We start from the raw sequence: 22,363 nt of genomic DNA on the forward strand, positions 1-22,363 counted from the left end.
GTCCGGGGTTCTCCCTTGCGATGACTCTCACAGAACGTGGAATCGCACTGCGCATCGCGTGTCGCACGTCGATGCATCGTGAAGACAACACCCCTGCGCTTGCCTGTTTGGTTTGATGATCCTGTTCTGCACACGCCAGCTGGTAGGTTCCGCGCGGGCAAGGTAGCCCCGTCGAGGACCGCATCAATGAAGATCGCGTCGCGAGGAATACGCAACCTGGCTTCCATCGGGCTGTTCGGAACACTCATCCTGTGCGTCTACGCGGCGGAGCACGACAGGCGCGCGCCGGCCGCACCTTCAACCGACAGTACGACGCGTCCCGAGTGGTTGAGCCAAGGCGCGATGCGCCGTGGGCTCGCCAGTTCGGCGCCTGAAGTCCTGGTGCCGCCCATCGGTACGCGGGATACCGTTCTTCCCGGTCCGGCGATACCGCGTCCTGCGGGCACTCCGTGCGTCGTCGTGCTGTTCCAGGACGTGATGCTCCACGATCCGGGACAGGGACTTCCCGGCGAGGGCTTCTTTCCGTACACGCCGCCGGCTGGCTGTCCGGGCCCCTGGTCGAAGGTGATCCTGAAGGCGTCGTTGCGCAACGAGAATCCCGACACCTATCTGGACGGCGTGATGTTCACCACCATTTCGCTGGACGGCGTACCGCTCTACATGGGAGGCGCGCAGGACAACGACGTGCCCACCCACTGGTCCGTGGAGCGCGACGTTACCGACTACAGCGCCGTGTTGCAGGCACCGCGCAGCGGCACGCTCGACATCGACGGAGAGCCGCGGTTCGGGCCGCCATTCTCTTCGCCGTACTTCGCCTCGGCCACGCTGCTGTTCTTCCCGGCCACCCCCGCGAACAGCGCGCAGCGGGTACCGGACGAAGTGCATGCGCTCACCGACATCGGCTGGCAGCGGGTGAGAGCGCCGACGGACGCCATCGGCCGCACGCTTTCGCTGCCGCGCAACGTCGAGCGGGCCTACGTGGATGTGATGGCGCATCCCCGCTACAACTACGATCTGGTCTGGTTCACCTGCATGCCGGACGCCGACATGGCCGCGTTCCCCGAGTTGGCCAGTCCGCTCGCGATCGGCGCGGCGCGGATCGGGCTGGAGGGCGACCCTCCGCCGCAGGGTTGCAATGGCGGTGCGTTCCGCGAGGTGCAGGTCAGTATCGACGGCCAGCCTGCCGGTGTCGCGCCGGTGTATCCGCGCGTGCATCCGCTGCTCAACGGGTGGTGGAATCCGTCGCGGATGTTCCAGCCGTCGCCGACTCCGCAGGCGCTCAACTTCATGCCGTACCGGGTCGACCTGACGCCGTTCGCGGGACAGCTGAGCGATGGCGCATCGCATACCGTCGCGCTCCACCTGGCCAGCAGCCGCACCGACCTGGACTTCGCGGTTTCCGGCACGTTGCTGGTCTATCGCGACCCGGGCAGCACGCAAGTCACGGGACAGGTAACCCGCAACACCCTCGCCGCTCAGCCACCCGCGCCGCAGGTCGTCAGCACGCTTTCGCGGGATGCCGCGGGCGTGGTCAGCGGCGAGGTGCGCACCACTTCCGTGCGTCGTTATGCGATCGACGGCTACATCGACACGTCGCGCGGCCGCATCCGCAGCACGGTCGAACGCAGCGTGCGCTTCCTCAATACGCTGGCACCACGCGCCTATGATCCGCCCGGCGCCGACCTGGGCACGTACGAACTGGCGCTGGACGTGACAAGCTCGATCAACGGAGTCAGCCGGCGGTATCTGGACGGCGCGTTGATCACCGAGGATCGGGAGCTGACGCGGTATCCGCTGGACATGACGTACCGGTACCCCTCGGTTGTCCTGCAGCAGGGATTCGTGCGGCAGACCGATCACTGGAGGCCCGGCGTGGCGCCCTACTCCGCGCGGCTGCGCCATGAAACCAGCCTCGCGTACGCCGCCGACGAGGCGGGCAATCCCGTGCAATGGCAGGGCTACCAGCACTACGTTTTCGCGGACTCGTACGCCAGTTGCTATCGCGCGGAGCTGTCCACCCAGGACGGGGCGCTGTCTGGTTACAAGGTGGGCGCTGGTTGCCCTGGCGGGGTCAATCAACTGCACTGGGCCGCCCGTCCCGACGGTTCGCCCGGCGTACTCGAGCCGCTCCCGTGAAGCACGCCTGCAACCTGGCACGACCATGACGAGCGGGCGCCGACGGGGGAAAGGTCGGCGCCCACATAACCAGTTCGCTCCTACCAGCGCACACGTACTCCCAGGTTCACGGCGCGCTGCTCCTGCCCGGAGCCACTCACACTGCGTCCGTAGGAGCCCACGCCGAACAGGCTGATCCCCTCGCCCAGCCGGGCTTCCATGCCCAGGTCGACGGTCGCCGCCGTGCCTACGTCATGCGCCGGGAACGCCTGTGCGCCGGCCGGCCCGGGCAGCCCGATCTCAAGGGCATCGTCGCTCTCGCCGAAGGTGTTCTGCACGCCTAGCGTTGCCCAGGGACGCACGCTGCCGCCTTTGGCGGTCATGTAGGTTTTCTCCATCCGCAGCGCCGCACGCGCGATGCCGAACGTATCGTCGTCGATCGCCAATGGCTTGCCGCTGGTATCGACCATGTCGCCCCAGTTGGATGCGATGGCGCCAAGTTGCAGTTGTGGCTCGAGCACCCAGCCGGACGCCACGCGATACGAATGGCCGACACGGGCATTCAGCGTGAGGCCGTTGCCGGTGATGGTCTGGCTGAAGCCGTCGTCCGCGCGCACATCGGCGCGGGAAACCTGACCGATGAGGCTGAGGTCGACGTACGCGCCAGAGCTCCACGTCGTGCTGGCGTACATGCCGCCGGTGGAGGCCTCGACACGAACGTTGGACTGGCCCATGCCCGGGAGGTCGGTGGAATTGGCGCCAGTGGTCCAGTAGTTGCCGTGCTGGTAACCCAGGAACAATCCGCCGCGGAAGGTCCGCGCACCCGTGTCACGCAACATGGCATCCACGCCGGCGTACAGGCCGACGCTGTCTCCGCTGAATTCGAAACCCGGGTCCGCGTCCATTTCCAGTTCGCCTGCCGTCGCAGCAAGCCAGAAGCCATGGCAATCGTCCACGAGCGAGGAGTCGGCACGAGGCGCGTTTTCCTGCGGCTGCCCGCAGGCGGGCGCGCCATCGTCGCGGATGCCGCTCATGCGATCGTGCACGAGGTGCGCGCCTTGTTCGCCCAGTGTCCTGCCGATGCTGGGCAGCACGGCGTAGCCCGAGATTTCCGGCAGGAGCCCGTCCGCCGCGGACGAGAGGTACCAGTTCTGATCGCCCTGCCGTGCGAACGTCCACGGGTGAATGCTCCCGTCCAGGCGCACCGTGCCGTCGCTGGCGCCGTGTGCAGTGAAGCTGCTTGACGTGGCCGCGTTGTCGTTGGGACTGGAGACGACCAGGATGGAAGCCGGTCCGCTGGGCGCTTCCGTGCCATCCGTGTTGAACACCACCGTCGTCGTGCCCGTCACATCGCCGCCGATATCCAGACCGCCGACGCTCCTCCCTTCCGGCGATATCGCAACTTCGATCACGCCGTTGTCGCCCGCATAGTTGCCGCTGATCGCCAGCCTGTGCGCGCCGATCGCGATCAGGCCGGCATTCTCGACGTGGCCGGCAAGGCGTGTGCCGGGATTGACGAACCAGCTCGACGTGCTGTCGATGGCGAGCACGCCGGTGCCGAGGTCGATGGCGCCGCCGGACGTGAGCTCCGTCCCGTTCGACAGTTCCACCCGCTCCCAGCCACCGACGACACCGAGGCGGCCGCCGTCGAGATCCAATGCACTGAAGCGCAGAACATCCGCCGCTCCGTCGCCGCCGTCGATACCGGTCAGGCCACTGAGGTCGGCACCGACGAAGTGGGCATGGTCGTCGCCGCCGCCAAACGCCAGCGCCCCTTTGACCGTTCCCATGGACACGAAGCTGTCGTCGCCGCTGGTACCGGTGAATGCGCCCTGCACGTCCAGGGTCGCGCCCGTGTTGACGGTGGTGTCCTGGCTGATGAGGGTCGCACCCTGCACCACTGCCAGGGTTCCCTGCTCGATCTGCGCCGTGCGGTACGACTGCACGCCCTCGACGAACAGGCTGCCGCCGCCGCTCTTGTTCAAGGTTTCGAAGTTGACGGTGGGGCCCAGCGTCATCGTGGTGCCGACCTGTGCGGACACGATGTCGGTGCCCGCGCCTCCATCGAGCGCATTGCCCAGTCCGCCCAGGTCGGCGCCTTCCATCAGGATCAACCGATCGTCGCCGTCTGCCAGCGCGATGGTGCCGTGCCCGGTCAGCACGCCCGCGACTTCCATCAGGTCGTCGCCGCTGGAGCCGGCATAGCTGCCATCGACATTCAGCACCGAACCCATCGCGACGGTCGTGTGCTTCGCACCGGACAGGCTGCCTGCCACGCCGACGTTCAACGTGCCACTGTCTACATTCACCGTGGCGAATGACGACGCGGCCGGGCCGTCGACGTTCAAGGTGCCGGTGTTGCTCTTGGTCAGCGTCTCGAAGTTGATGGCGCCGCCGAGTGTGGCAGTGCCGACGAGATCGGCTACGAAGCTGTCGGTGCCCGCTCCGCCATCGATCGGAGCGACCAGCCAGGACAGGTCCGCGCCGTCCTGGAGGATGAAGCTGTCGTCGCCCATGGCAAGGTCGACGGTGCCGACGCCCACGACCCGGCCCGCCACTGACATCGTGTCGTCGCCGGCGGTGCCCGTGTAGGCACCGTCCACCTGCAGCGTCGCGCCGGAAGCGATCGTCGTGGTCCGCGCCGCCATCGCACCACCGGGACCCACCTGCAGCGTGCCGCCCATCACGTCCACTTCGATGAAGGACGAAGCGCCGTTGACCTGCAACGTGCCATCGCCCGACTTGCCCAGTGATTCGAAGCCCAGCAGGCTGCCCAGCGGCACCAGGTTGCCGCCGCCGACGTTGACGTTGAGCATGTCGTTGCCCAGCCCGCCATCGACCGCGCCGAGCATCGTGGTCGTGTCGTGCACCACGAACATGTCGTCGCCTGCGCCCAGCGTGAACGTGCCGCCGTTGGTGTCGAGCGTGCCCGCGACGTCCAGCACGTCGTTGCCATCGCCCAGATCGCCCAGAGCCCGCAGCAGTGCGCCATCTGCCACGTTCACCGTGTTCGTGCCGCTGCTGCCACCGATCGTCGCATGACCACCCGCGTCTCCCTGCACGAGGCCAGCAACGTTGAGCACCGTGTCGTCGGCGAGCGCCAGCGTGGGCGTCTGCAGCGTGCCGGCCACCGTCAGCGTCCCGTCGTTGAGGATGGTGCCGCCGGTGAAGGACTGCGTTCCCGTTAGCGTCGCCTCGCCCGTGTTGTCCTTCTGCAGCATCTCGAAGTTGACGACGTTGCCGGCGTCGAAGCTGAATGCACCCGCGTTGTCCAGCACGATGGTGTCGCCGCTCCCGTGGCCGCCACCGCTGATGGTCGCCATCAGCAGGGCGCCGTCGCTCAGCGTGAGCGTGTCTTCGCCGCCGCACAGGTCGATGGTGCCGGCGCCGGACACCGTGCCGGACACCGACAGACTGTCGTTGCCGTCGCCGCAGCCGAAGCTGCCTTCCACGTTGAGCGTTGCGCCGGTCCCGACCGCGGCCACCAGCGCGGTAGCGGACGCTGCGGCCACGCTGCCGCCCGCACCGATGTTGAGCGTGCCGCCCAGCACTTCGACCGATTGCAGTTCGGTGGTGGCCGGCCCGTTGATGTTGAGGATGCCCGCACCAGTCTTGGTCACGCCTTCGAAGTTGACGAGGGCGCCGAGGTCGGCGGTGCCGTTGATGTCGTAGACGCGGGTATCCAGGCCGGCGCCGCCATCGACCGTGCCGATGACCACGGTGCCATCGTGCACGACGAAGCTGTCGTCGCCGTCGCCCAGCGCGAAGGTGCCCGCGCCGGTGTCGAGGACGCCGACGACATCGAGCACGTCGCTCCCCTCGCCCAGATCGCCGCTGGCCTGCAGCAGCGCGCCCGCGGCAACGTTGACCGTGTTCGCTCCGGCGCTGCCGCTGATCGCCGCAAAGCCGCCGGCATTGCCCAGGAGGGTGCCGCCGACGTTCAACACCGTGCCGTCGGCCAGCGCCACCGTCGGCGTCGCCAGCGTACCGGCGATGGTCAGCGTGCCGTCGTTCACCGTCGTGCCGCCACTGAAGTTGCTGGCGCCCACGAGCGTGGCTTCGCCCGAGTTCTCCTTCCGCAGGAACTCGAAGTTGATCGTGTTGCCCGCATCGAAACCCAACGCACCGGAGTTGTTCAACACCACCGTGTCGCCGGCTCCATGCGTGCCGCCGCTGATCGTCGCCGTCAGCACCGCGCCGTCGGCGAGCGTCAGCATGTCCTCGCCGCCGCACAGGTCGATGGTGCCGGTGCCGGAGACCGTACCCGCGACGTCGAACGTGTCGTTGCCGTCGCCGCACCCATAGCTGCCGTCCACGTTCAGCGTCGTACCCGCCGCGATCGTCGTCGACAGCGTGCCGCCCGGAATCGCCGCGACGCTGCCGCCCGCACCGATGTCCAGTACGCCGCCGTCGAGCTGGACCGCGCTGAACGACGAGGGCGCGGGACCGTCGATGTGCAGTGTCCCGGTGTTGCGCTTGGTCAGCGTCTCGAAGTTGACGATGCCGCCCAGGGTTGCGTTGCCGGCCAGATCGGCGATGAAGCCGTCGACGCCCGCGCCTCCGTCGACGGGCGTCGCCAGGCCAGACAGGTCCGCTCCATCCTGGAGGGTGAAACTGTCGCTGCCGTCGCCCAGATTGACGGTACCGCTGCCGCCGACCGTGCCGGCGACCACCAGCGTGTCGCTGCCTGCCGTACCGGTGTAACTGCCATCGATCTGGAGCATGGCGCCAGGGCCTATCGTCGTGTTCTGCGCGGAGACACTGCCGCCCGCGCCGACCTCCAGCAGTCCGCCGACGACACCGACGTCGATGAAGGACGACGGCCCGTTGATCTGCAGCGTGCCATCGCCCGATTTGCCCAGTGACTCGAAGCCCAGCAGGCTGCCCAGCGGCACCACGTTGCCGGTGCTGACGTTGACGTTGAGCATGTCGTTGCCCAGCCCGCCATCGACCGCGCCCAGCATCGTGGTCGTGTCGTGCACCACGAACATGTCGTCGCCTGCGCCCAGCCCGAACGTGCCGCCGTTGGTGTCGAGCGTGCCCGCGACGTCGAGCACGTCGTCGCCATCGCCCAGCTCGCCACCGGCCCGCAGCAGCGCTCCGTCGGCGACGTTGACCGTGTTGGTGCCAGCGCTGCCGGTGATCGCGGCATAGCCACCGCCGCTGCCCTGCAGCGTGCCCTCGACAGCGAGGGTCGCGCCGTCGGCCATCGTCACGACGGGCGCTTCGAGCAGACCCGCCGCCGTCAGGGTGCCTGCCTCGAGCTGGACCGATTGCCAGGCCTGCGTTCCGGTGACGATGGCGATGCCCGTGTTCTCCTTGCGCAGGGTTTCGAAATTGATGGCCTGCGTGTTGGCGAAGACGTAGCTGCCGGTGATGTTCAGCGCCACCGTGTCGCCGGCGCCGTGTGCGCCGCCGTCGATGGGACTTGCCCCGGCGATGCTGGTGAAGTCGTGGATGACGAGCACGTCGTCGCCATCGCCCAGGCCGAAGCTGCCAGCGCCGGTGTCCAGGCTGCCGGCGACGTCCAGCGTGTCGGTGCCGTCGCCGAGGGAGCCGCTGGCCAGCAGGATCGCGCCGGCGCCGACGTTGACGTTGTTGCTGCCGGAGCTGCCGGCGATGACGGTCTGCGTCGCTCCGCCCGCTTCGACGGTGCCGTCGACGTTGAGCGTCGTGACGCCCGTGGCGTTGGTCATGGCGATCGTCGGCGTGGCCAGGCTGCCGTCGACGTCCAGCGTGCCGCCGCTGATGGTCGTGCCGCCTGTGTAGGCGTGGCTGCCACTCAGCAATGCGGTCCCGGTGTTGCTCTTGATCAGGTTCTCGTAGTTGGCAACCGTGCCCTGGGCGAAGTCGATGAAGCCGGCGATGTCGAGCTGCACGGTATCGCCGATGCCCGCCGTGTGCGCACCGCCGTCCAGCACGCCGGTGTAGCCGCTGACGCTGGCGCCGTCGCGCAGCGTCAGCGTGTCGTCGCCGCCGCACTGGTCGATCGTGCCGGTTCCGGTGACGTTGCCTGCAATCGTGATCGAGTCGTTGCCATCACCGCAGCCGAACGCGCCATCGACGTTGAGCGTGGCACTCGAGGCGATCGTGGCATCGAGCGTGCCGCCGGTCGGCGCGACGATCGATGCGCCGATCTGCACATCCAGCGTCCCGGCGTTGACGTTCACCGTGGCGAAGTCCGAAGCGCCCGCACCGTTGACGCGAAGAACGCCGGTGCCGCTCTTTGCCAGCGTTTCGAAACCTTCGGCGCGGTCCAGATCGGCGATGGTGCCGATGATGGCGTCGAGCGTGTCGATGCCGGCGCCGCCGAGCACCGTGCCGGTAATGTTGGCGTTGTCGCGGATCGCGAGCGTATCGTCGCCGTCCGCGAGATCGAAGCTGCTTGCGCTGGTCGTCAGCAGACCCGACACGTCCAGCGTGTCCGCGCCCGCGCCCAGCGAGCCGTCGGCCAGCAGGTTGCCGGCAGGATCGATACGGACCGTATCGTTGCCGGCGCCGCCGGTCACCGCGACCATGCCGCCGGCCGACGTGCGCATCGCGCCCGCCACCTGGAGCGTGGCACCGCCCTGATCGGTGAAGGTGACGTCCTGCGCGAGCAGCGTGCCCGGTGTCACCAGCCTCCCCTGCTCCAGCACCACATGATCGATGTCGCTGTTCTGCGCCATCGACGTGGTGCCGGTACCGCGCTGCACCAGGGTGCCGTCGCCGACGATGTTCTGGCTCAGGTTGAATGCGTTGGAGTGGTTCGCGACCAGCGTGGCGCCTGCCGCGACAACGGCCTGCGCACCGGTGCCCATGCTGCCGGTGGTGCCGCCATTGCCGAGTTCCAGCGTGCCGGCGGTGATGTTGGTGGTGCCGGTGTAGGTGTTGTTGGCCGTCAGCGTCAGCGCGCCCGTGCCGGCCTTGGTGAGGCCACCGAGCACGCTGGTGCCGCGCAGGACGCCGCTCATGATGGCGTCGCGCTGCGCAAGGCCGTCGTTCACGTGGACCGTGCGCGCGGCGCTGCCCAGATTGACGCCGTTGCGGAAGTCCACCGTGCCGTCGGCGGTGGTGTAGCCGAACACCAGGTGCTGCGCCGTGGGCACGAAACCGCCGGTGCCCCAGGTCACTTCACGCGCATCGCCGAACAGGTTGACGACCTGCGTGCCATCCCATGCGGCGAAACCGCCGGAAGACTGCCAGCGCACGCCCTGGATGTAATTGTCGTCGTCCAGCGCTTCCAGGCCGTAGGCCGGCAGAGGGCCGGTGGGCCCGTCTGGATCGACGCCGACCGTGGTTCCGTTGTTGTTCTGCCACGCGCGCCCGGTCGTCGTGGTACCGCGGAAGAAGCCGCCGCTCGCCGCGGTCAGGCCGATGACGCCGCCGGTTCCGTCGGCCGCGCCTTCGAACACGATCAGGCTGCTGCGCTGGCTGGAGCCAGTCGTGCCGTGCGACGAGATGGCTCCCAGGCCGCCCGTGACTGCGCCCGCGTGGTCCATTCGCAATGCGCCCGCAAGGACACGCGTGTTGCCCACATAGGCGTGCTGGTTGTTGTTGTTGTCGGTTGTCAGGGCCCACAGGCCGGCGCCGTTCTTGGCGAGCGTGAAGATGTTCGCCGAACCGTGGAACTCGGCCGTGGTAAGCCCGTTGACCAGGGTCGGCGCGAAGAGGTTGTCGCCGGTGTTGCTGCCGCCCAGCCACTGCGTGAAGCCGCCATTGCGATCGACGATCAGGCCGGTATTGGTCAGCACCAGCGGCCCGGTGCCGGAGGACTCCAGGTGCGCATCGCCCCAGGACCAGAACAGGCGATCGGTGGTGTCGCCGTCGCCGGTGTAGCGCACCGTGCCGTTGGTCGAGCGGAAATCGGCGATGAGATCGCCGGCACCCACCGCGGAGGCGATGCCGGCATCGGCGATCGTGGCGACTTCGAAGACGCAGCCCTCGGGGAACAGTTCTCCGGTGAAGGTGTTGGCGCCGGTCAATCGCCAGATGCCGCCGGTCGTGCAGGAGCTGTTGGTGCCATTCCATCCACGGATCGCGGTCACGCCCGTGCCGTCGGAGATCACGCCGGAGATCACGTTGGGCGCAACGGCCACGCCGTTGGCGTCGAGCGTGGTCGAGTACCTCGCGCCGAGCCGCAGATTGTTCACGCCCGAGCCGGTGGTCGTGACGTCGCCGGCCCAGGTGAGCGCACCCGTCCCGTAATTGAACAGGTAGTGGTTCGCACCATGGGTCCGGTTCAACGCCAGCGTGCGGTTGGTGCTGGTCGCACCGCCGTTGTAGATCAGACCGCCATCGTGCGAGTTGAACGAGACCGTCGACCCGGCGCCCAGCGAACTGGCCACGCCGGTGTCGGCCAATGTGTTGGCCCAGACCCACATGTTGCCGCCGTCGGTGATGTTGACTCCACCGAGCCAGGTGGTGCCGGAATACGTGTTGAGGCCGTTCAGGGCCACGTCGCCCCAGCCGCGCAGGATCAGTCCGCCCGTGCCCTCGATCACCCCGTTGAGCGCGACTTCCACTTCGGAGCCGTTGAACCAGCCGGCGCCCACGCCTTCGTTGACGTTGATCGTGCGGTCCACCGCGCCCAGGTCGATGCCGTTGCGCCAGTCGATGGTGGAATTGGCGTAGTTGCCGCCGAACCGCAATGCGTGCCCGGTCGGCACGAAGCCGCCGCTGCCCCAGGTGAGCGTCGCGCCCGCACCACCGATGTCCACGATCTGCGGTGCGCCGATCGCGCCGAAGCCACCCGATGCCGTCCACTGCACCTGCCCTGCCCCGGTCCCCAGTGCCCGGGTGAACGGGCCGCTCGCGGTATTGAGCAGCACGTAACCGCCGTGGTGCTCCAGCGATCCGATGCCCGCGCCGTTGATCTGCAGGTTCGAATTCGGCGACAACGCGGGATTGCTGCCCAGCAGCAGGTTGCCCACGTTCGCGGTCGCGTTGTCGCCCACGACCGTGGCGCCGCTGTAGTTGTTGCCGGTGTTGCGCAGTTCAAGCAGGCCATTGCCGATGACCTGCAGACCGCCCGAGCCCGTGAGCATGCCGCTCATCACGGCGTGGTCGGCAATGGTGCCGTTGTCCGCACGCACCTGGCGCAGGCCGCCGCTCAGATCGATCGCGTTCTGGAAATCGAGCTGTCGCGCATCGACGCCCGTGCCATTGGTGCCGAGGATCAGCGCATGGCCGTCGGGAACGAAGAGGCCGTCGTTCCAGGCCAGCGTCGCACCGCCTCCGCCCAGGTTCACGGTGACGTCGGATTGATTGTTGAGGGCATAGAAGCCGCCGGTGCCGTTCCAGCGCAGCTGCGCGCCGCCGGCACCGAGGGGAATCGTGATGCTGGGGTGGGCGCTGGTGCCGTAGATGACCGTCACGTTGCCGTTGTTCAGGCCCTGGTAGCGGATGTTGCTGTTGGGCGACAGGCTCGCGCTGTTGAGCAGCAAGCTCGCGCCGCTGTTGATGACGGTGTCGCCGGTGTAGGTGTACGTGCCGCCGTCGAACCACGTGTTGCCGCTCACCAACGCCAGGCCGCCGGTGAAGCCCAGGGTATTGTTGAACCGGACGTTGCCGCCGTGCGTGGCGAGCGAAAGCACGTTGGCGCCCGTGTCCTGCAGTGGGCCGCGCACGGTGAGGGTGTTGCCGGTGACGCCCAGACGCAGCTGCGTGCCGGCCGTCAGCACCGGAGTGCCGTTCCAGGTTGCGCTGCCGACGCCGTCGATGGTGGCAATGCCGCCGGTGAGGGTGACGTCGTGATTGAGCGTCTGGTTGCTGTCGACGCGCAACAGACCGCCGTTGTTGATGATCAGCTGCGCGGCGTCGGTGTCGCCACCGAAGGCGTTGCCCGCGACGCGCAGGATGCCGCCGTTGAGCGTAACCACGTTGCCGGCGCCGGCAGCGGCCGAATCGTTGCCGGTCAGGAACAACTGACCCGCATTGACCGTGATGCCGCCGGTGAAGCTGTTCGTGCCGGTCAGGTGCAGGCTGCTGTTGAGATCGCCGCCTTCGTTCAGGACCACTGCGAGCCGGTTCGATCCGGTATCGGTGAGATTTCCCGCGAAGAACAGGTTGTCGTTGGCGCCGGTGTTGTTCACCAGCAGCGTCGTGTTGGCGGTGAGAACCAGGTTGCCGGTCCACGTGCTGTTTCCGTTGGCGAACACGTCCGCGATCACGACCGTGCCGCCATTGGCGGTGATGTCGTGGGTGAGGTTCGTGTTGCCCAGCCAGAGGTTGGCGCCGTTGTTGAGCACCAGGTTGGCGGCGGCGGTATTCCCGCCGAAGGCGTTCGAAGTATTGATCTGCAGTGCGCCGCCGCTGTTGACGGTGACTATGTTGGCGGCGCCATTGAGGCTGTTGCTGCCGGCGGCCACCAGGCGCGCGTTGCTGTTGACGGTGATGCCACCGGTCAGCGTGTTGGTGCCGCCCAACTGGATCCAGCCGTTGGTGGACGTGCCGTTCACGGTTAGGCCGTTGGTTCCGGCCAGTACCGAATTGATCGTCGCCGTGTTTCCACCCGTGGTACTGATGGACGGATTGGCGCCAGCCAGCGTCAGTGTGTTCCCGGTCAGCGTGTAGCCATTGGCGGTGAAGTTGAGGCTGTGGACGGTGACGGGTGCGCCGAGGGTGACCGTGCCCGCGGTACCGCCGAAGAAGGCATCGTCGAGTGCGCCGTTGTCCCAGGCGAACACGCCGCCTCCGCTGCCGGTGGCGTTGCCGTGCCAGAACAGGTTGCTGCCGTTCCAGATGCCCGACCCGCCCACGCCCGCGCCATCGCCGTTGATGTCCCAATGGCGATCGGCGGCACGCGCCGGCGCGAAGCTGGTCGCCAGAACCAGCATGATTGCCGCACGCAGTTGCCATGCTCCGGCAGACGTCACACGGTCATTCGCCTCCGTGCGCAGGGCGCCATCCGCCGCGGGCCTTGCATCCACCCCGCCACTCTTGCCGCAACACGTCGCCAGTTCGGACGTGACCACCCAGGCATGCAGCACCTTGGACCAGATCACACGGAAAACATGATTCATGACGCCCCCTCCTGGTCCATCACGCAAGCACTGGCGACGGACGACGACGATCGGAAAACACTCGTTGAAGCGCGCACCGCGGGCTGTTCACCCGGACTGTCGCGGGACCGGCTGGACATGGCCCTGCGAGTTCCGGAAAGAGGTCCTGCGCTCACGCGCGCAACTCCGGGTCAAGGCATCGGCAGGCCGGGATGCACCGGCCCCGCCGCCGCGGCAGTGACCTGGGCAGCCAGGCCCTGCCGTAGTTGCAACATGGGTTCCTGCGGCACGCTGGTGATGCCCGTGGTGGGGCGATCCAGGTCGATGACCAGGCTCACCGCCAGCGTCAGCAGGATGAAGAGAAGCGTCGTCGCCTTGCGCTGCGATCCACGTTCGTAACCCACCATGCCCGCCGAGATCAGCGCGAATATCGCCAGCGTGCGCAGGATGCGCGAGGGAATGTGGGCCTGGCGGACGGCGTACCGCTCCGCGGCGAGGTCGATGGCCTCATTGGTAGAGGTCACCAGCAGCGCAGCCCGGGGCGAGTCGCGGAACGATGCGACCGCGGCCATGAGAGTGCTCCATAGCTCGCCCTGCAACGCTTCGGTACGCCGGTACAGGTTTGTCTCCTGTGTGGAAGTGCGCGCCTGGCCGAACGCCACGCGTGCGTCGACGTAGCGGCGGAGCACGCCGCGTACCCGTTCGCGGTCGTCACTGTCCAGAAGTTGCGTTCGCAACCACGCGGTCCCGATGGCGTTGGCCTCCTGGACCACCAACTCGCGGCGCTCCTCGTATCGCGCCAGCGCGATCGAGAACGTGAAGCCGATGAGCAGCGCCAGAAGGCCGAGCACCGAGGTCATCGCGAAAGCATCGCCATCGGCTTGCGCGGACGCCGCGTGACGGTCGCGCAGGCGCTTGCCTGCCTCGCTGGCAATGAGCAGTGCGGCGAACAGGCCGACGGAAATCACCCAAAGCGGAAAAAAATCCATGATCCTCATCCCTCATCCCTGGTCCCGACCGAGGTGAACTCGTGAAAGGCAACCACTCATCTGAACAAGAGGACCAACTGCGCCACACGCCAGAACAGCAGGACGTAGATCGCAAGCAGCAGCGCCTGCCAGGCGCCCGGTAGCCGTACCTTCGCCAGTCGATGAAGCCCCTCGGCGAGGTTCAGCAGCATCAGCAGGATGCCGATCGCAGCGACGAGATAGCCGGCCGGCTTGAAGTACAGAACGCCAATCTCGCTCGGATCGTGCCTGGTGGCCTCCGTGCCCACGGCGAGCACCAGCATCGCCACGACGAGGTTGCGGGCATGCTCGAAGATCAGACGCGACACGCCGACCTCGAACAGCACGTGCCGCACCTTGTCCAGACGACTCGCTTGCGTTGCAGACATGCCGGTGCCGTCGCTCAGAACTTGAAGCCGTAGCCGACCGCCGGCCCCTTGACCACCAGATCGGTCGCGACGCCGCGCGCCTCCGCATCCACGTCCAGGTAGCGATAGCCGAAGAACCAAACGCCGCGCCTCATCTTGTAATTGGCGATCGCGCTGGCATTCCACGTCCCTTCCGTGTCGCCCCAGGAGCCGTCGCCGCGCAGCGTGAGGCCCCATCGGTCACCGAACGCCCACGTGTACCGCGCGCCCAGCATGAAGTCGCTGAAGGACTTGTCCAGGTCGACGCGAATGGGCGGCAAGGCCAGCGGCCCCGTCGGCGTGATGGTGCTGGAGATGTCCAGGTCGATGTAACGCAGTCCGGCGAAGACGTCCGCGCCGGTGAAGCGTTGCTCGCCCGGGCTCCACACCGCTGCGGCTTCGAACAACCGCGTGTCCAGATCGGATTCCGAACGGAACAGCCGGCGCGTGTTCTCGTCCGACAGTCCTAGGTAGGTGAAGTCCGCGAACACGCCGAAGCGATCGCCCTGCCCTTCGGCATGGATCTGGAAGGCGCCGTCGAGCTTGTCGATGATGTCGTCGAAACCGGTCCGGCGCGCGATGCCGCTCGATACCGGCGGCGGCACTTCGAGGTCCGTGCTGACGTCCACGGCCCACAGGTAGGGAGTGACGATCCAGTGCCACCGCTCCTGCGCGGCGGCGTCGGTGGACGAGCACGCAAGAATGGCGGCCAGTCCGGCCACGGCATGACGCATCGGTGCTTTCATGGTTCTCGCCTCGTTGGAGGGAGGCGGACACGCCGCCTCCCGTCTCGCGCCGGATTCCGGAATGTCACTTCAGGTACTTCACGTCCAGCCGATCGATCTTGCCGTTGTACGCAAACGGCCTGCGGTCGAAGTACGCCGGCGACACCGGCGAATAGCTGTCGCGGCCGACGTCGAATGCGTCGTTGGCGGTGAAGGCCAGCGGTGCCGAGCGCGGCACGCGACCCTGCGCGACCGACTTGCCGTTGACGCGGATGTCCACGTCCATCGGCCCTCCGCGCTCGGCACCGGTCTTGCGCGTCTCCACCTCGATCTTCACCTTGCCGGTCGGGAGCGGATCTGACGAAGCGACGTGGGTGCGCTCGATTTCGAACAGGTTGTACTCGTAGTTCAGCTTGCCCTGGTCCACCCACACTGCGACGCCACCGGAGAACGCGCCGAGTGCGTACAGCACGCCATGCGAGTCCGGCTTCAGTTCCGTGTCGATGGTGACGATGCTGCTGCGCGCACCCACCTTGGGCGCGGCGAACTCGGGCACACCGGTGACGTCCTGCGTGTAGTTGAACTCGGTGGCCGGATTCGACGGCGCGTCTTCGGGATGGAATACCGCGGACCACAACCCGCCTCCCACCGGCCACACCTTGTTCGCCTGCGCCTGTGCATCGAAGGTCGCCTTCAATGTCTGCACCCGATCGGGATGCTGTGCAGCCACGTCCCTGGCCTGCGAATAGTCGGTGCGAAGGTCGTGCAGTTCCCAGGTGTCCTGGTCGGGCGACCACTTGAAGATGGCCGGATCGACGCCGGGCTTCCACGGAATGCGCGGCCCGAAGACCGAGGCGATCCAGCCGTCCTGATAGATCGCGCGGCTGCCCATGATCTCGAAGTATTGGGTCTTCTTCTGTTCGGGTGCTTTCGGTGAGTTGAACGTGTAGGCCATGCTCACGCCGTCCAGCGGGTCCTGCGTGATCCCGTCGACCAGCCTGGGCGGCGTGATGTCCAGCACGTCGTAGATCGTCGGCACGATGTCGTTGACGTGATGGAACTGCGTGCGCGGCGTCTTGTCGGGCTTGATCTTGCCAGGCCACGAGACCACCAGCGGCGTGCGCGTGCCGCCGAAATGTGCGGCGACCAGCTTGGTGGAGCGATGCGGCGTCGAACCCGCCCACGCCCAGCCCGCGTGGTACATGTTGTCCGCCTTGGGCGAGCCGAGCACGTCCATGCCGCCCAGCTCGTTCATCACGCGGATGTGGTCCTTGATCTCGGTGGCGATGCCGTTCTGCGCCAGCAACTCGCTGATCGATCCGTTCTGCCCTTCGGCGCTGGAGCCGTTGTCGCCCCACACGTAGAAGATGAGCGTGTTGTCGCGGATTCCCATCTCGTCCAGCGCATCGAGGATGCGGCCGGCCTGCGTGTCGGCGTGCTCGGTGTAGCCGGCGAACACTTCCATCAGGCGACGCTGGAAGGGCTTCTCGTCTTCCGGGATGTCCGACCACGCGGCAAGCGAATCGGGACGCGGCGTGAGCTGCGTGTCCTTCGGGATCCAGCCGAGCTTCTTCTGCCGCGCGAAGACGTCCTCGCGCATCTGGTCCCAGCCCGCATCGAACTTGCCGTCATATCGGTCCGCCCACTCCTTCGCGATGTGGTGCGGTCCGTGCGATGCACCGGGCGCCCAGTACATGAAGAACGGGCGATCCGGCGTGAGCGCGTGCACCTGCTTCATCCATGACACGGCCTTGTCGGTCATGTCTTGCGTGAAGTGATAGCCCTCCTTGCCGTGCGAGGGATCGATGCGCACGGTGTTCTCCACCACTGCCGGCTCCCACTGCGACGATTCGCCGGCGAGGAAGCCATAGAAGTAATCGAAGCCGATGCCCTCTCCTGCCGGCCAGTCGGTGTACGGCCCGACTGCCGTGGTCTCGTTGGCCGGGGTGTTGTGCCACTTGCCGAAGGCGGCGGTGGCGTAGCCGTAATAGCCCAGCACCTTCGCCGCGGTGGCCGACGTGCGCGGAATGCGGCCGGTGTAGCCGTCCCAGTCGTTGGCCAGCTCGGCGATCTGGCCATTGCCCACGCGATGATGGTTGCGTCCCGTGAGCAACGCGGCGCGCGTGGGCGAGCACATCGCGGCGTTGTGGAAGCGGTTGTAGGACACGCCCTGCTTGGCCAGGCGGCTCAATGTCGGCGTGTTGATGGGACCGCCGAACGTGCCCGGCAGCGCCGGCCCTACGTCGTCCAGCATGATGACGACGATGTTGGGCGCGTTGGCCGGCAGGTGTGGCTTCGCCGGCAACGGACTGTAGTTCGATGCGGCGATGGTCGGACCGGCCTTGCTGCCCGACGGCGTCGGAGGAAACGGCAGCGACTCCTGTGCAAATGCCGGTGCCGAGAACAACAAGGCGCCGATGGTGATGGCCAGGCTGCGAACCTTCAAGCGCTTGCTGGAAGCCTTCATGCGATCCTCCTGTTCGGTGAGGGATCCGAAACCGGGGCGCCCCGGTCACGTCCGGACGGCTGGTGCGTGTCGCTGCAGATCGGTGAGGCGGCTATTGCGACTGCGGGTACGGCCCGCCGCATCGAGGGCGGTTCAGGGATGGCGCGAAGGCCGCCCGTATGGGCACCCTTGCGTCGACGAGAGAGGCGTTGCGCTGGCAACTGCGTTCGACATGCGCATGTTTCCTGTCCGTGGAGGGCGTGTCGTGAGGTCGTTAAATACTCGCCCCGGGTGTCAACGTCCTGTGAACAAAGGTGACGTAGCGCCCACTCACGGAGAGCGATTTCGCTACCCGGCGCAGCAGCGGCAACGGATCCGGAAACCAGTCGTCGTGCGTCCCGCATGCCGGCGCCCTCATTCGAACGTCGTGAGGTCGCGCGGCACGATGCCGGCACGCTGGCAATAGGCGAGATAGCGCGCCAGACCGGTCTGCCAGTTCTCGATGGCCAGCACCCGGCCGGCCTCGTCGAAGAACATGACGTCGCCTACGACGATGTTTAGCGCTACCACGTGCCCTTCCGCGCCCACGGTCTCGGGCGTGTGGCTGGAAGCCGCCGTCTCGAAGACGATGCTTCCGGGGCAGACGATCCAGTCGTGCTCCCTGAACTTCCAGCGGCCTTCGATCGTGTAGACGATGACCGTGCCCGAATGACGGTGGCGCGGCAGCACGGTACCCGCCCGAACCTTCATCATCACGATCATCTCGCCGCGGATCGGGTCCAGCCTGAAATACTTCAGCAGGACGTTGTCGGCATAGGGCGAGAGCGGCACCCACGGCAGGGCCTCATCATCGACGAGCGAAGTCCGGACGTGCTCGTGGTACATGGATGCTCCTGTGGCAGGCGCGTCGGTTGTCGGCCTAGAATCACTCGCGGTCGAACCGCGGCTGTCCTACCCTCGCCGGCCGGGCGGCTTCCTGGCAGGCGTATCGTCAACGGAGAGACGGCAGTGCGCGATGTCCCGGCCAGCCACCTTGCTGTCACTTTTCGCCAGGCTGCCGGACGGCGCTCTACGTCGAGGGGGACTCGATGACCATCGTGCGAAGGGTTCCGGTCCGCTACCTCGTCCTGCTGCGCGACTGGCTTTTCACGCAAGGCGTCGATACCGCCGCCCTGCTCCGCATGGCCGGCATCGACCCGGCCCGGTTCGATCAGCGCGACGCGACGCTTGAACCACTCGAGATGGAGTCGTTCATTGCAAGCGCGCGCCGGTTGACCGGGCGAAGCGACCTGGGTTTCGAGCTTGGTCGCCTGATCAAGATGACTTCGCACGACCTGCTGGGCTTCGGCATGCTCAGCTGCCGCAACATCGACGAGGTGTTGCGTCTGGTGGTGCGCCACTACCACCTGATGACCGAAACCTTCACGTTGCGCTATGAGCGCGACCCATCCGGAACCGGCGTCGCGATCTATGCGCCGGCGATGGCCATGCCGCTCGAGATGCTGCGCTTCTATCTCGAGGCGCTCGCGATCGCCCACGACAACCAGATACGGCTCATGCTTGGAGGCGCCGGGGGTGTCTGCGACGTTTACATCGCGATGCCTCCACCGGCGCACATCGCGCGGTATCACCGATTGGCGCCCACGCGTTTCCACTTCGATGAGGGGGCGCTACCGGGCGTTCGCGTAGTGATGCACGCGGCGATACTGGACCATGCCCTTCCGCTTGCCGATGCGCGCGTCGTCGAGGACGTCGATCGCCGTTGCCATGCACTGGGCCAGCGCAGGCCCAGCACCAGCCAGGACTGGGTGGAGTACCTGCGCATGGTGCTTCGCCAGTCCGAAGGCGAGGCTCCGACGCTGGAGAACATCGCCCAGCTCAATCACGTTTCCGCCCGCACGATCGACCGCTATCTGAGGCGCGAGAACATGAGCTTCCGCGAACTGTCCCACGAGGTCCGACTGGAGCGCGCCTGCCGGCTGCTGGAGGATCCCGCGCAAACGGTCGCCCAGATTGCGTTGCGGCTTGGCTTCAGCGATTCGGCGAACTTCAGCCGTGCGTTCAGGCGCGCCATCGGCATGACGCCGAGCGAGTACCGGCAACGCGTCCGCTCGCCGTCCGCTGTCGCGGAGTAGGCTCTCTTAAAGGACGGTGTCGAGGGGGAACGTCGGACCCTACTTGCCTTGTTGGGACGCAGGGCGACGCAGACCACTAAGCGAGCGAGAAGCGGCGGGCGCGTTCCCAGGCTGACCGGATGTCCATCCGCACCTCGGGCCACGACAGTCCCGTCGTGCGCTCGTACGACGGCCAGAGTTCGCGGGAGGCGGCCTCCGCCTGCGTCCAGCTCGACCCGTACATGTCGTGCACTCCTTCGCCAATGGCCTGGAGCAGTGTTTGATACGTAGGGCTGGCGGTTGAAGCATTCTTGATCGACATCTGAACCCCGGAAGTTCCTGGCCGCACTTATCTGCGCAGCCCAGCGTGCATACAGGTGAGCGAAACGCGCCGGTTTCGCTCGTTGAACAGTCCACGAAGACGCTTTCGCCGCCGCGAGACCTTCAAGGCGCTGCGGCGCGCAGAGCGAATACGCTGCCTTGTCCGCGAAGCGTTGCAACAGTACGCCCTTCGGCGTGAAGATCCGGAACACGACAGTTCGGCTCAGCGTGTGCGACATTGCGCCCGGCGCTCGGCCTCGCGCAGTCAAGTTCTCTCCGCCTGACTCGTGTAGGATGCTCCGCAAGGCATCGCCGTAGGCGATCCCTTCCCTCTCGCGCTCTTCGCACGGACCTGCCCGTCCGTCGCATCGCTCCCCTTACGCACAACCCCTCCGCACCGGAGAGGGCTACTCCAGGAGCGCCGATGCGACTGCCGTTCACTTGCCACCACATGCCCAGCCTAATCGGCATGAGGCTTTTGTCCCGTGCCTGAGCCACGCCGTCGGCCTGCGAATACGCCCGTGTCGCATGTGAGACGGGAAGGTAACCAGGCACACGACGGTGCGCATTGTGCGCGTTGCGATGCGGTCTGCTGCCGGCTGACCGTCGTACTGCAGCCGGAAGACTGGATACCTCCGCACCTGACCACGCGCACCGAGGCACAGTTGCTCGTCATGGCGCATGACGAGGACGGGTGGTGCGTAGCCCTGGATGGCGCACGCATGAACTGCGGCATCTACGAGACCCGTCCCGCGGTGTGTCGCCGCTTCGTCATGGACGGACCGTATTGCAACGCCGTGCGCAGCGAGTACGTGCAGGAGCGTGCACGCGCGATCGATCTGACCCTGCTATGACGAGGAGTTCGCCCATGGCCACCGGCCGCAAACAAAGTCATTTCCCGCTATCCACTACAGGTTCCCAGCCACTGCACGACAAGGAAATCACGCGTGAGCGGCTTGCAGCGGAGATGGCAGCCTTCGACAAGGCGGGCGGCAAGATCGAGGTACTCGGCATCACCCCGTTGCGGCGAAAGATCGCGAAGGAAGAAGTGGCCGCAAAGCCTGCCACAGCCGGTTCGCCTTCGAAAGGCAACGGCCAGCTTCGCTGAGGCGCACCACATGCACCTGTTTCACCCTCAACCATCAAGGGAACCTTGAACTTGGCAAAGCCCAATTACGCATTCGAGAAGCGTCAGCGCGAGATCGCGAAGAAGAAGGAAAAGGACGCCAAGCAATCCAGGAAGCGTGCCGCCCGCGAAGGAGCCAGCTCCGCTCCGTCTGCGAACCCGGTTGCATCGCGCGAGTCGTAACGCACTGGGTCTCCATCGAAGGCGCCGGCATTGGACGCGCAGGACATGCGCTGGCGCGGTCATTGCTGCGAATCCGGGAATGCAGATCGAAGGACGCATCACGGGCTTACGCTGCGGCGGCTTCCGGCTGTTTCGATGCCGGCCGCTTCGCGAGACACCATTCGCGGAGATTCAGCGGACGGGGAGCCGATCTTCACGCTGCGCCTGCGTCGGCACCCATCCGAGCGCAGGGATGCACCCGTCGGATAGCAGCGATGAGGTCAGCGCCGGTAGCCGTACCCAGGTCGATGCTCTATCCAAGCGTTAGATGACGAGCCGGGGTTGCAAGCCCACCGCCGACTCGCGTCCTTGATCAGGCGCGGACGCTCCTAAAGCCAGTCATCGCAGTATCGATTCCATCGCCTTCCCCTTCGCAAGCTCGTCGATGAGCTTGTCCAGGTAGCGGATCTTCTGCATCAAGGGGTCGTCGATGTCTTCCACCCGGATGCCGCACACGACGCCACGGATCAGCGATGCGTTGGGATGGAATGCGGGCGCCTGGTCGAAGAAAGCTTGCAGGTCTACGCCCTCTTCGATCTGCCGCTCCAGTTCCGCCGGACTGTAGCCCGTCAACCAGCGGATGATCCGGTCGACTTCCTCCTTGGTGCGGTTCTTGCGTTCGGCCTTCTGGATGTACAGCGGATACACGCTGGAGAACTTCACCTTGAAGATACGGTGCCCCTGCATTGGCACTTCCTCCTGTGGATCAAGATCGCTCGCCATGCCGGCTCGACGGATCTTACCGCGGTCACGCCAACCGCCTTGTCCTGCGGTTGTGCGCCACACGCGGTGACGCGCAGCCCGAAGACGGGCCTTCCGGGAGTTTCGATCCGGCGTACCAGAAAAAAAGCGGACGCCGTTCCCGACGTCCGCTTCATCCCCCTGCTTGTCACTGCGC

At 66.6% G+C, this 22,363-nt stretch carries 12 protein-coding genes; 4 read left to right on the forward strand and 8 right to left on the reverse strand.

The genetic code is table 11. From position 1 onward, the window contains the following. Positions 1–186 precede the first annotated feature (186 nt). Positions 187–2,136 (forward strand): peptide-N4-asparagine amidase, encoded by a 1,950-nt coding sequence (locus VFE83_RS06665; RefSeq protein WP_324904333.1) that lies wholly within the window; start codon positions 187–189, stop codon positions 2,134–2,136. Positions 2,137–2,216: 80 nt separating this feature from the next. Here VFE83_RS06665 and VFE83_RS06670 read toward each other — a convergent pair whose 3' ends face one another. The 6 genes from VFE83_RS06670 to VFE83_RS06695 form a co-directional block, all read right to left on the reverse strand. Next, positions 2,217–13,118 (reverse strand): autotransporter-associated beta strand repeat-containing protein, encoded by a 10,902-nt coding sequence (locus VFE83_RS06670; RefSeq protein ID WP_324904335.1) that lies wholly within the window; start codon positions 13,116–13,118, stop codon positions 2,217–2,219. Positions 13,119–13,288: 170 nt separating this feature from the next. Beyond that, positions 13,289–14,086 carry a hypothetical protein gene (locus VFE83_RS06675; protein WP_324904337.1) on the reverse strand — a complete coding sequence of 266 codons (798 nt, stop codon included), beginning with the start codon at positions 14,084–14,086 and terminating at the stop codon, positions 13,289–13,291. Between the two features lie 56 nt (positions 14,087–14,142). Further along, entirely contained in the window at positions 14,143–14,451 is a 309-nt protein-coding gene (locus VFE83_RS06680; RefSeq protein WP_324904339.1) for a hypothetical protein, read from the reverse strand. A 56-nt stretch (positions 14,452–14,507) separates the two neighbouring features. After that, a complete protein-coding gene (locus VFE83_RS06685; RefSeq protein ID WP_324904340.1) occupies positions 14,508–15,257 on the reverse strand; it encodes a hypothetical protein in 750 nt (249 codons plus the stop codon). 64 nt (positions 15,258–15,321) lie between these two features. Beyond that, positions 15,322–17,703 (reverse strand): arylsulfatase, encoded by a 2,382-nt coding sequence (locus VFE83_RS06690; protein WP_324904342.1) that lies wholly within the window; start codon positions 17,701–17,703, stop codon positions 15,322–15,324. Positions 17,704–18,096: 393 nt separating this feature from the next. Next, entirely contained in the window at positions 18,097–18,567 is a 471-nt protein-coding gene (locus tag VFE83_RS06695; protein WP_324904344.1) for a 2,4'-dihydroxyacetophenone dioxygenase family protein, read from the reverse strand. Positions 18,568–18,770: 203 nt separating this feature from the next. Between VFE83_RS06695 and VFE83_RS06700 the strand changes: the two genes are divergently transcribed. After that, positions 18,771–19,817, forward strand: coding sequence for a helix-turn-helix transcriptional regulator (locus VFE83_RS06700; RefSeq protein WP_324904346.1), 1,047 nt, complete (start codon positions 18,771–18,773; stop codon positions 19,815–19,817). A gap of 76 nt (positions 19,818–19,893) precedes the next feature. On the opposite strand, the gene VFE83_RS06705 is transcribed toward VFE83_RS06700, so the two are convergent. Next, the gene (locus VFE83_RS06705) at positions 19,894–20,118 is read right to left on the reverse strand and encodes a hypothetical protein (protein ID WP_324904349.1); all 225 of its coding nucleotides are present in this window, start codon (positions 20,116–20,118) and stop codon (positions 19,894–19,896) included. Between the two features lie 520 nt (positions 20,119–20,638). Between VFE83_RS06705 and VFE83_RS06710 the strand changes: the two genes are divergently transcribed. Together VFE83_RS06710 and VFE83_RS06715 are read left to right on the forward strand one after the other, a co-directional pair. Next, the gene (locus VFE83_RS06710; RefSeq protein ID WP_324904351.1) at positions 20,639–20,971 is read left to right on the forward strand and encodes a YkgJ family cysteine cluster protein; all 333 of its coding nucleotides are present in this window, start codon (positions 20,639–20,641) and stop codon (positions 20,969–20,971) included. Between the two features lie 14 nt (positions 20,972–20,985). After that, positions 20,986–21,225: a hypothetical protein gene (locus VFE83_RS06715; protein ID WP_324904353.1), complete on the forward strand. Its 240-nt coding sequence runs from the start codon at positions 20,986–20,988 to the stop codon at positions 21,223–21,225. A gap of 579 nt (positions 21,226–21,804) precedes the next feature. On the opposite strand, the gene VFE83_RS06720 is transcribed toward VFE83_RS06715, so the two are convergent. After that, positions 21,805–22,152 carry a DUF2200 domain-containing protein gene (locus VFE83_RS06720; RefSeq protein WP_324904355.1) on the reverse strand — a complete coding sequence of 116 codons (348 nt, stop codon included), beginning with the start codon at positions 22,150–22,152 and terminating at the stop codon, positions 21,805–21,807. Positions 22,153–22,363: the final 211 nt, after the last annotated feature.

The sequence above is a fragment of the Lysobacter sp. genome (assembly GCF_035655815.1).
GTDB lineage: Bacteria > Pseudomonadota > Gammaproteobacteria > Xanthomonadales > Xanthomonadaceae > Lysobacter_J.

Coding starts and splice junctions, on each gene's coding strand:
- VFE83_RS06665 (WP_324904333.1), top strand. CDS start 187: ATGAAGATCGCGTCGCGAGGAATACGCAACCTGGCTTCCATCGGGCTG.
- VFE83_RS06670 (WP_324904335.1), bottom strand. CDS start 13,118: ATGAATCATGTTTTCCGTGTGATCTGGTCCAAGGTGCTGCATGCCTGG.
- VFE83_RS06675 (WP_324904337.1), bottom strand. CDS start 14,086: ATGGATTTTTTTCCGCTTTGGGTGATTTCCGTCGGCCTGTTCGCCGCA.
- VFE83_RS06685 (WP_324904340.1), bottom strand. CDS start 15,257: ATGAAAGCACCGATGCGTCATGCCGTGGCCGGACTGGCCGCCATTCTT.
- VFE83_RS06690 (WP_324904342.1), bottom strand. CDS start 17,703: ATGAAGGCTTCCAGCAAGCGCTTGAAGGTTCGCAGCCTGGCCATCACC.
- VFE83_RS06695 (WP_324904344.1), bottom strand. CDS start 18,567: ATGTACCACGAGCACGTCCGGACTTCGCTCGTCGATGATGAGGCCCTG.
- VFE83_RS06700 (WP_324904346.1), top strand. CDS start 18,771: ATGACCATCGTGCGAAGGGTTCCGGTCCGCTACCTCGTCCTGCTGCGC.
- VFE83_RS06705 (WP_324904349.1), bottom strand. CDS start 20,118: ATGTCGATCAAGAATGCTTCAACCGCCAGCCCTACGTATCAAACACTG.
- VFE83_RS06715 (WP_324904353.1), top strand. CDS start 20,986: ATGGCCACCGGCCGCAAACAAAGTCATTTCCCGCTATCCACTACAGGT.
- VFE83_RS06720 (WP_324904355.1), bottom strand. CDS start 22,152: ATGCAGGGGCACCGTATCTTCAAGGTGAAGTTCTCCAGCGTGTATCCG.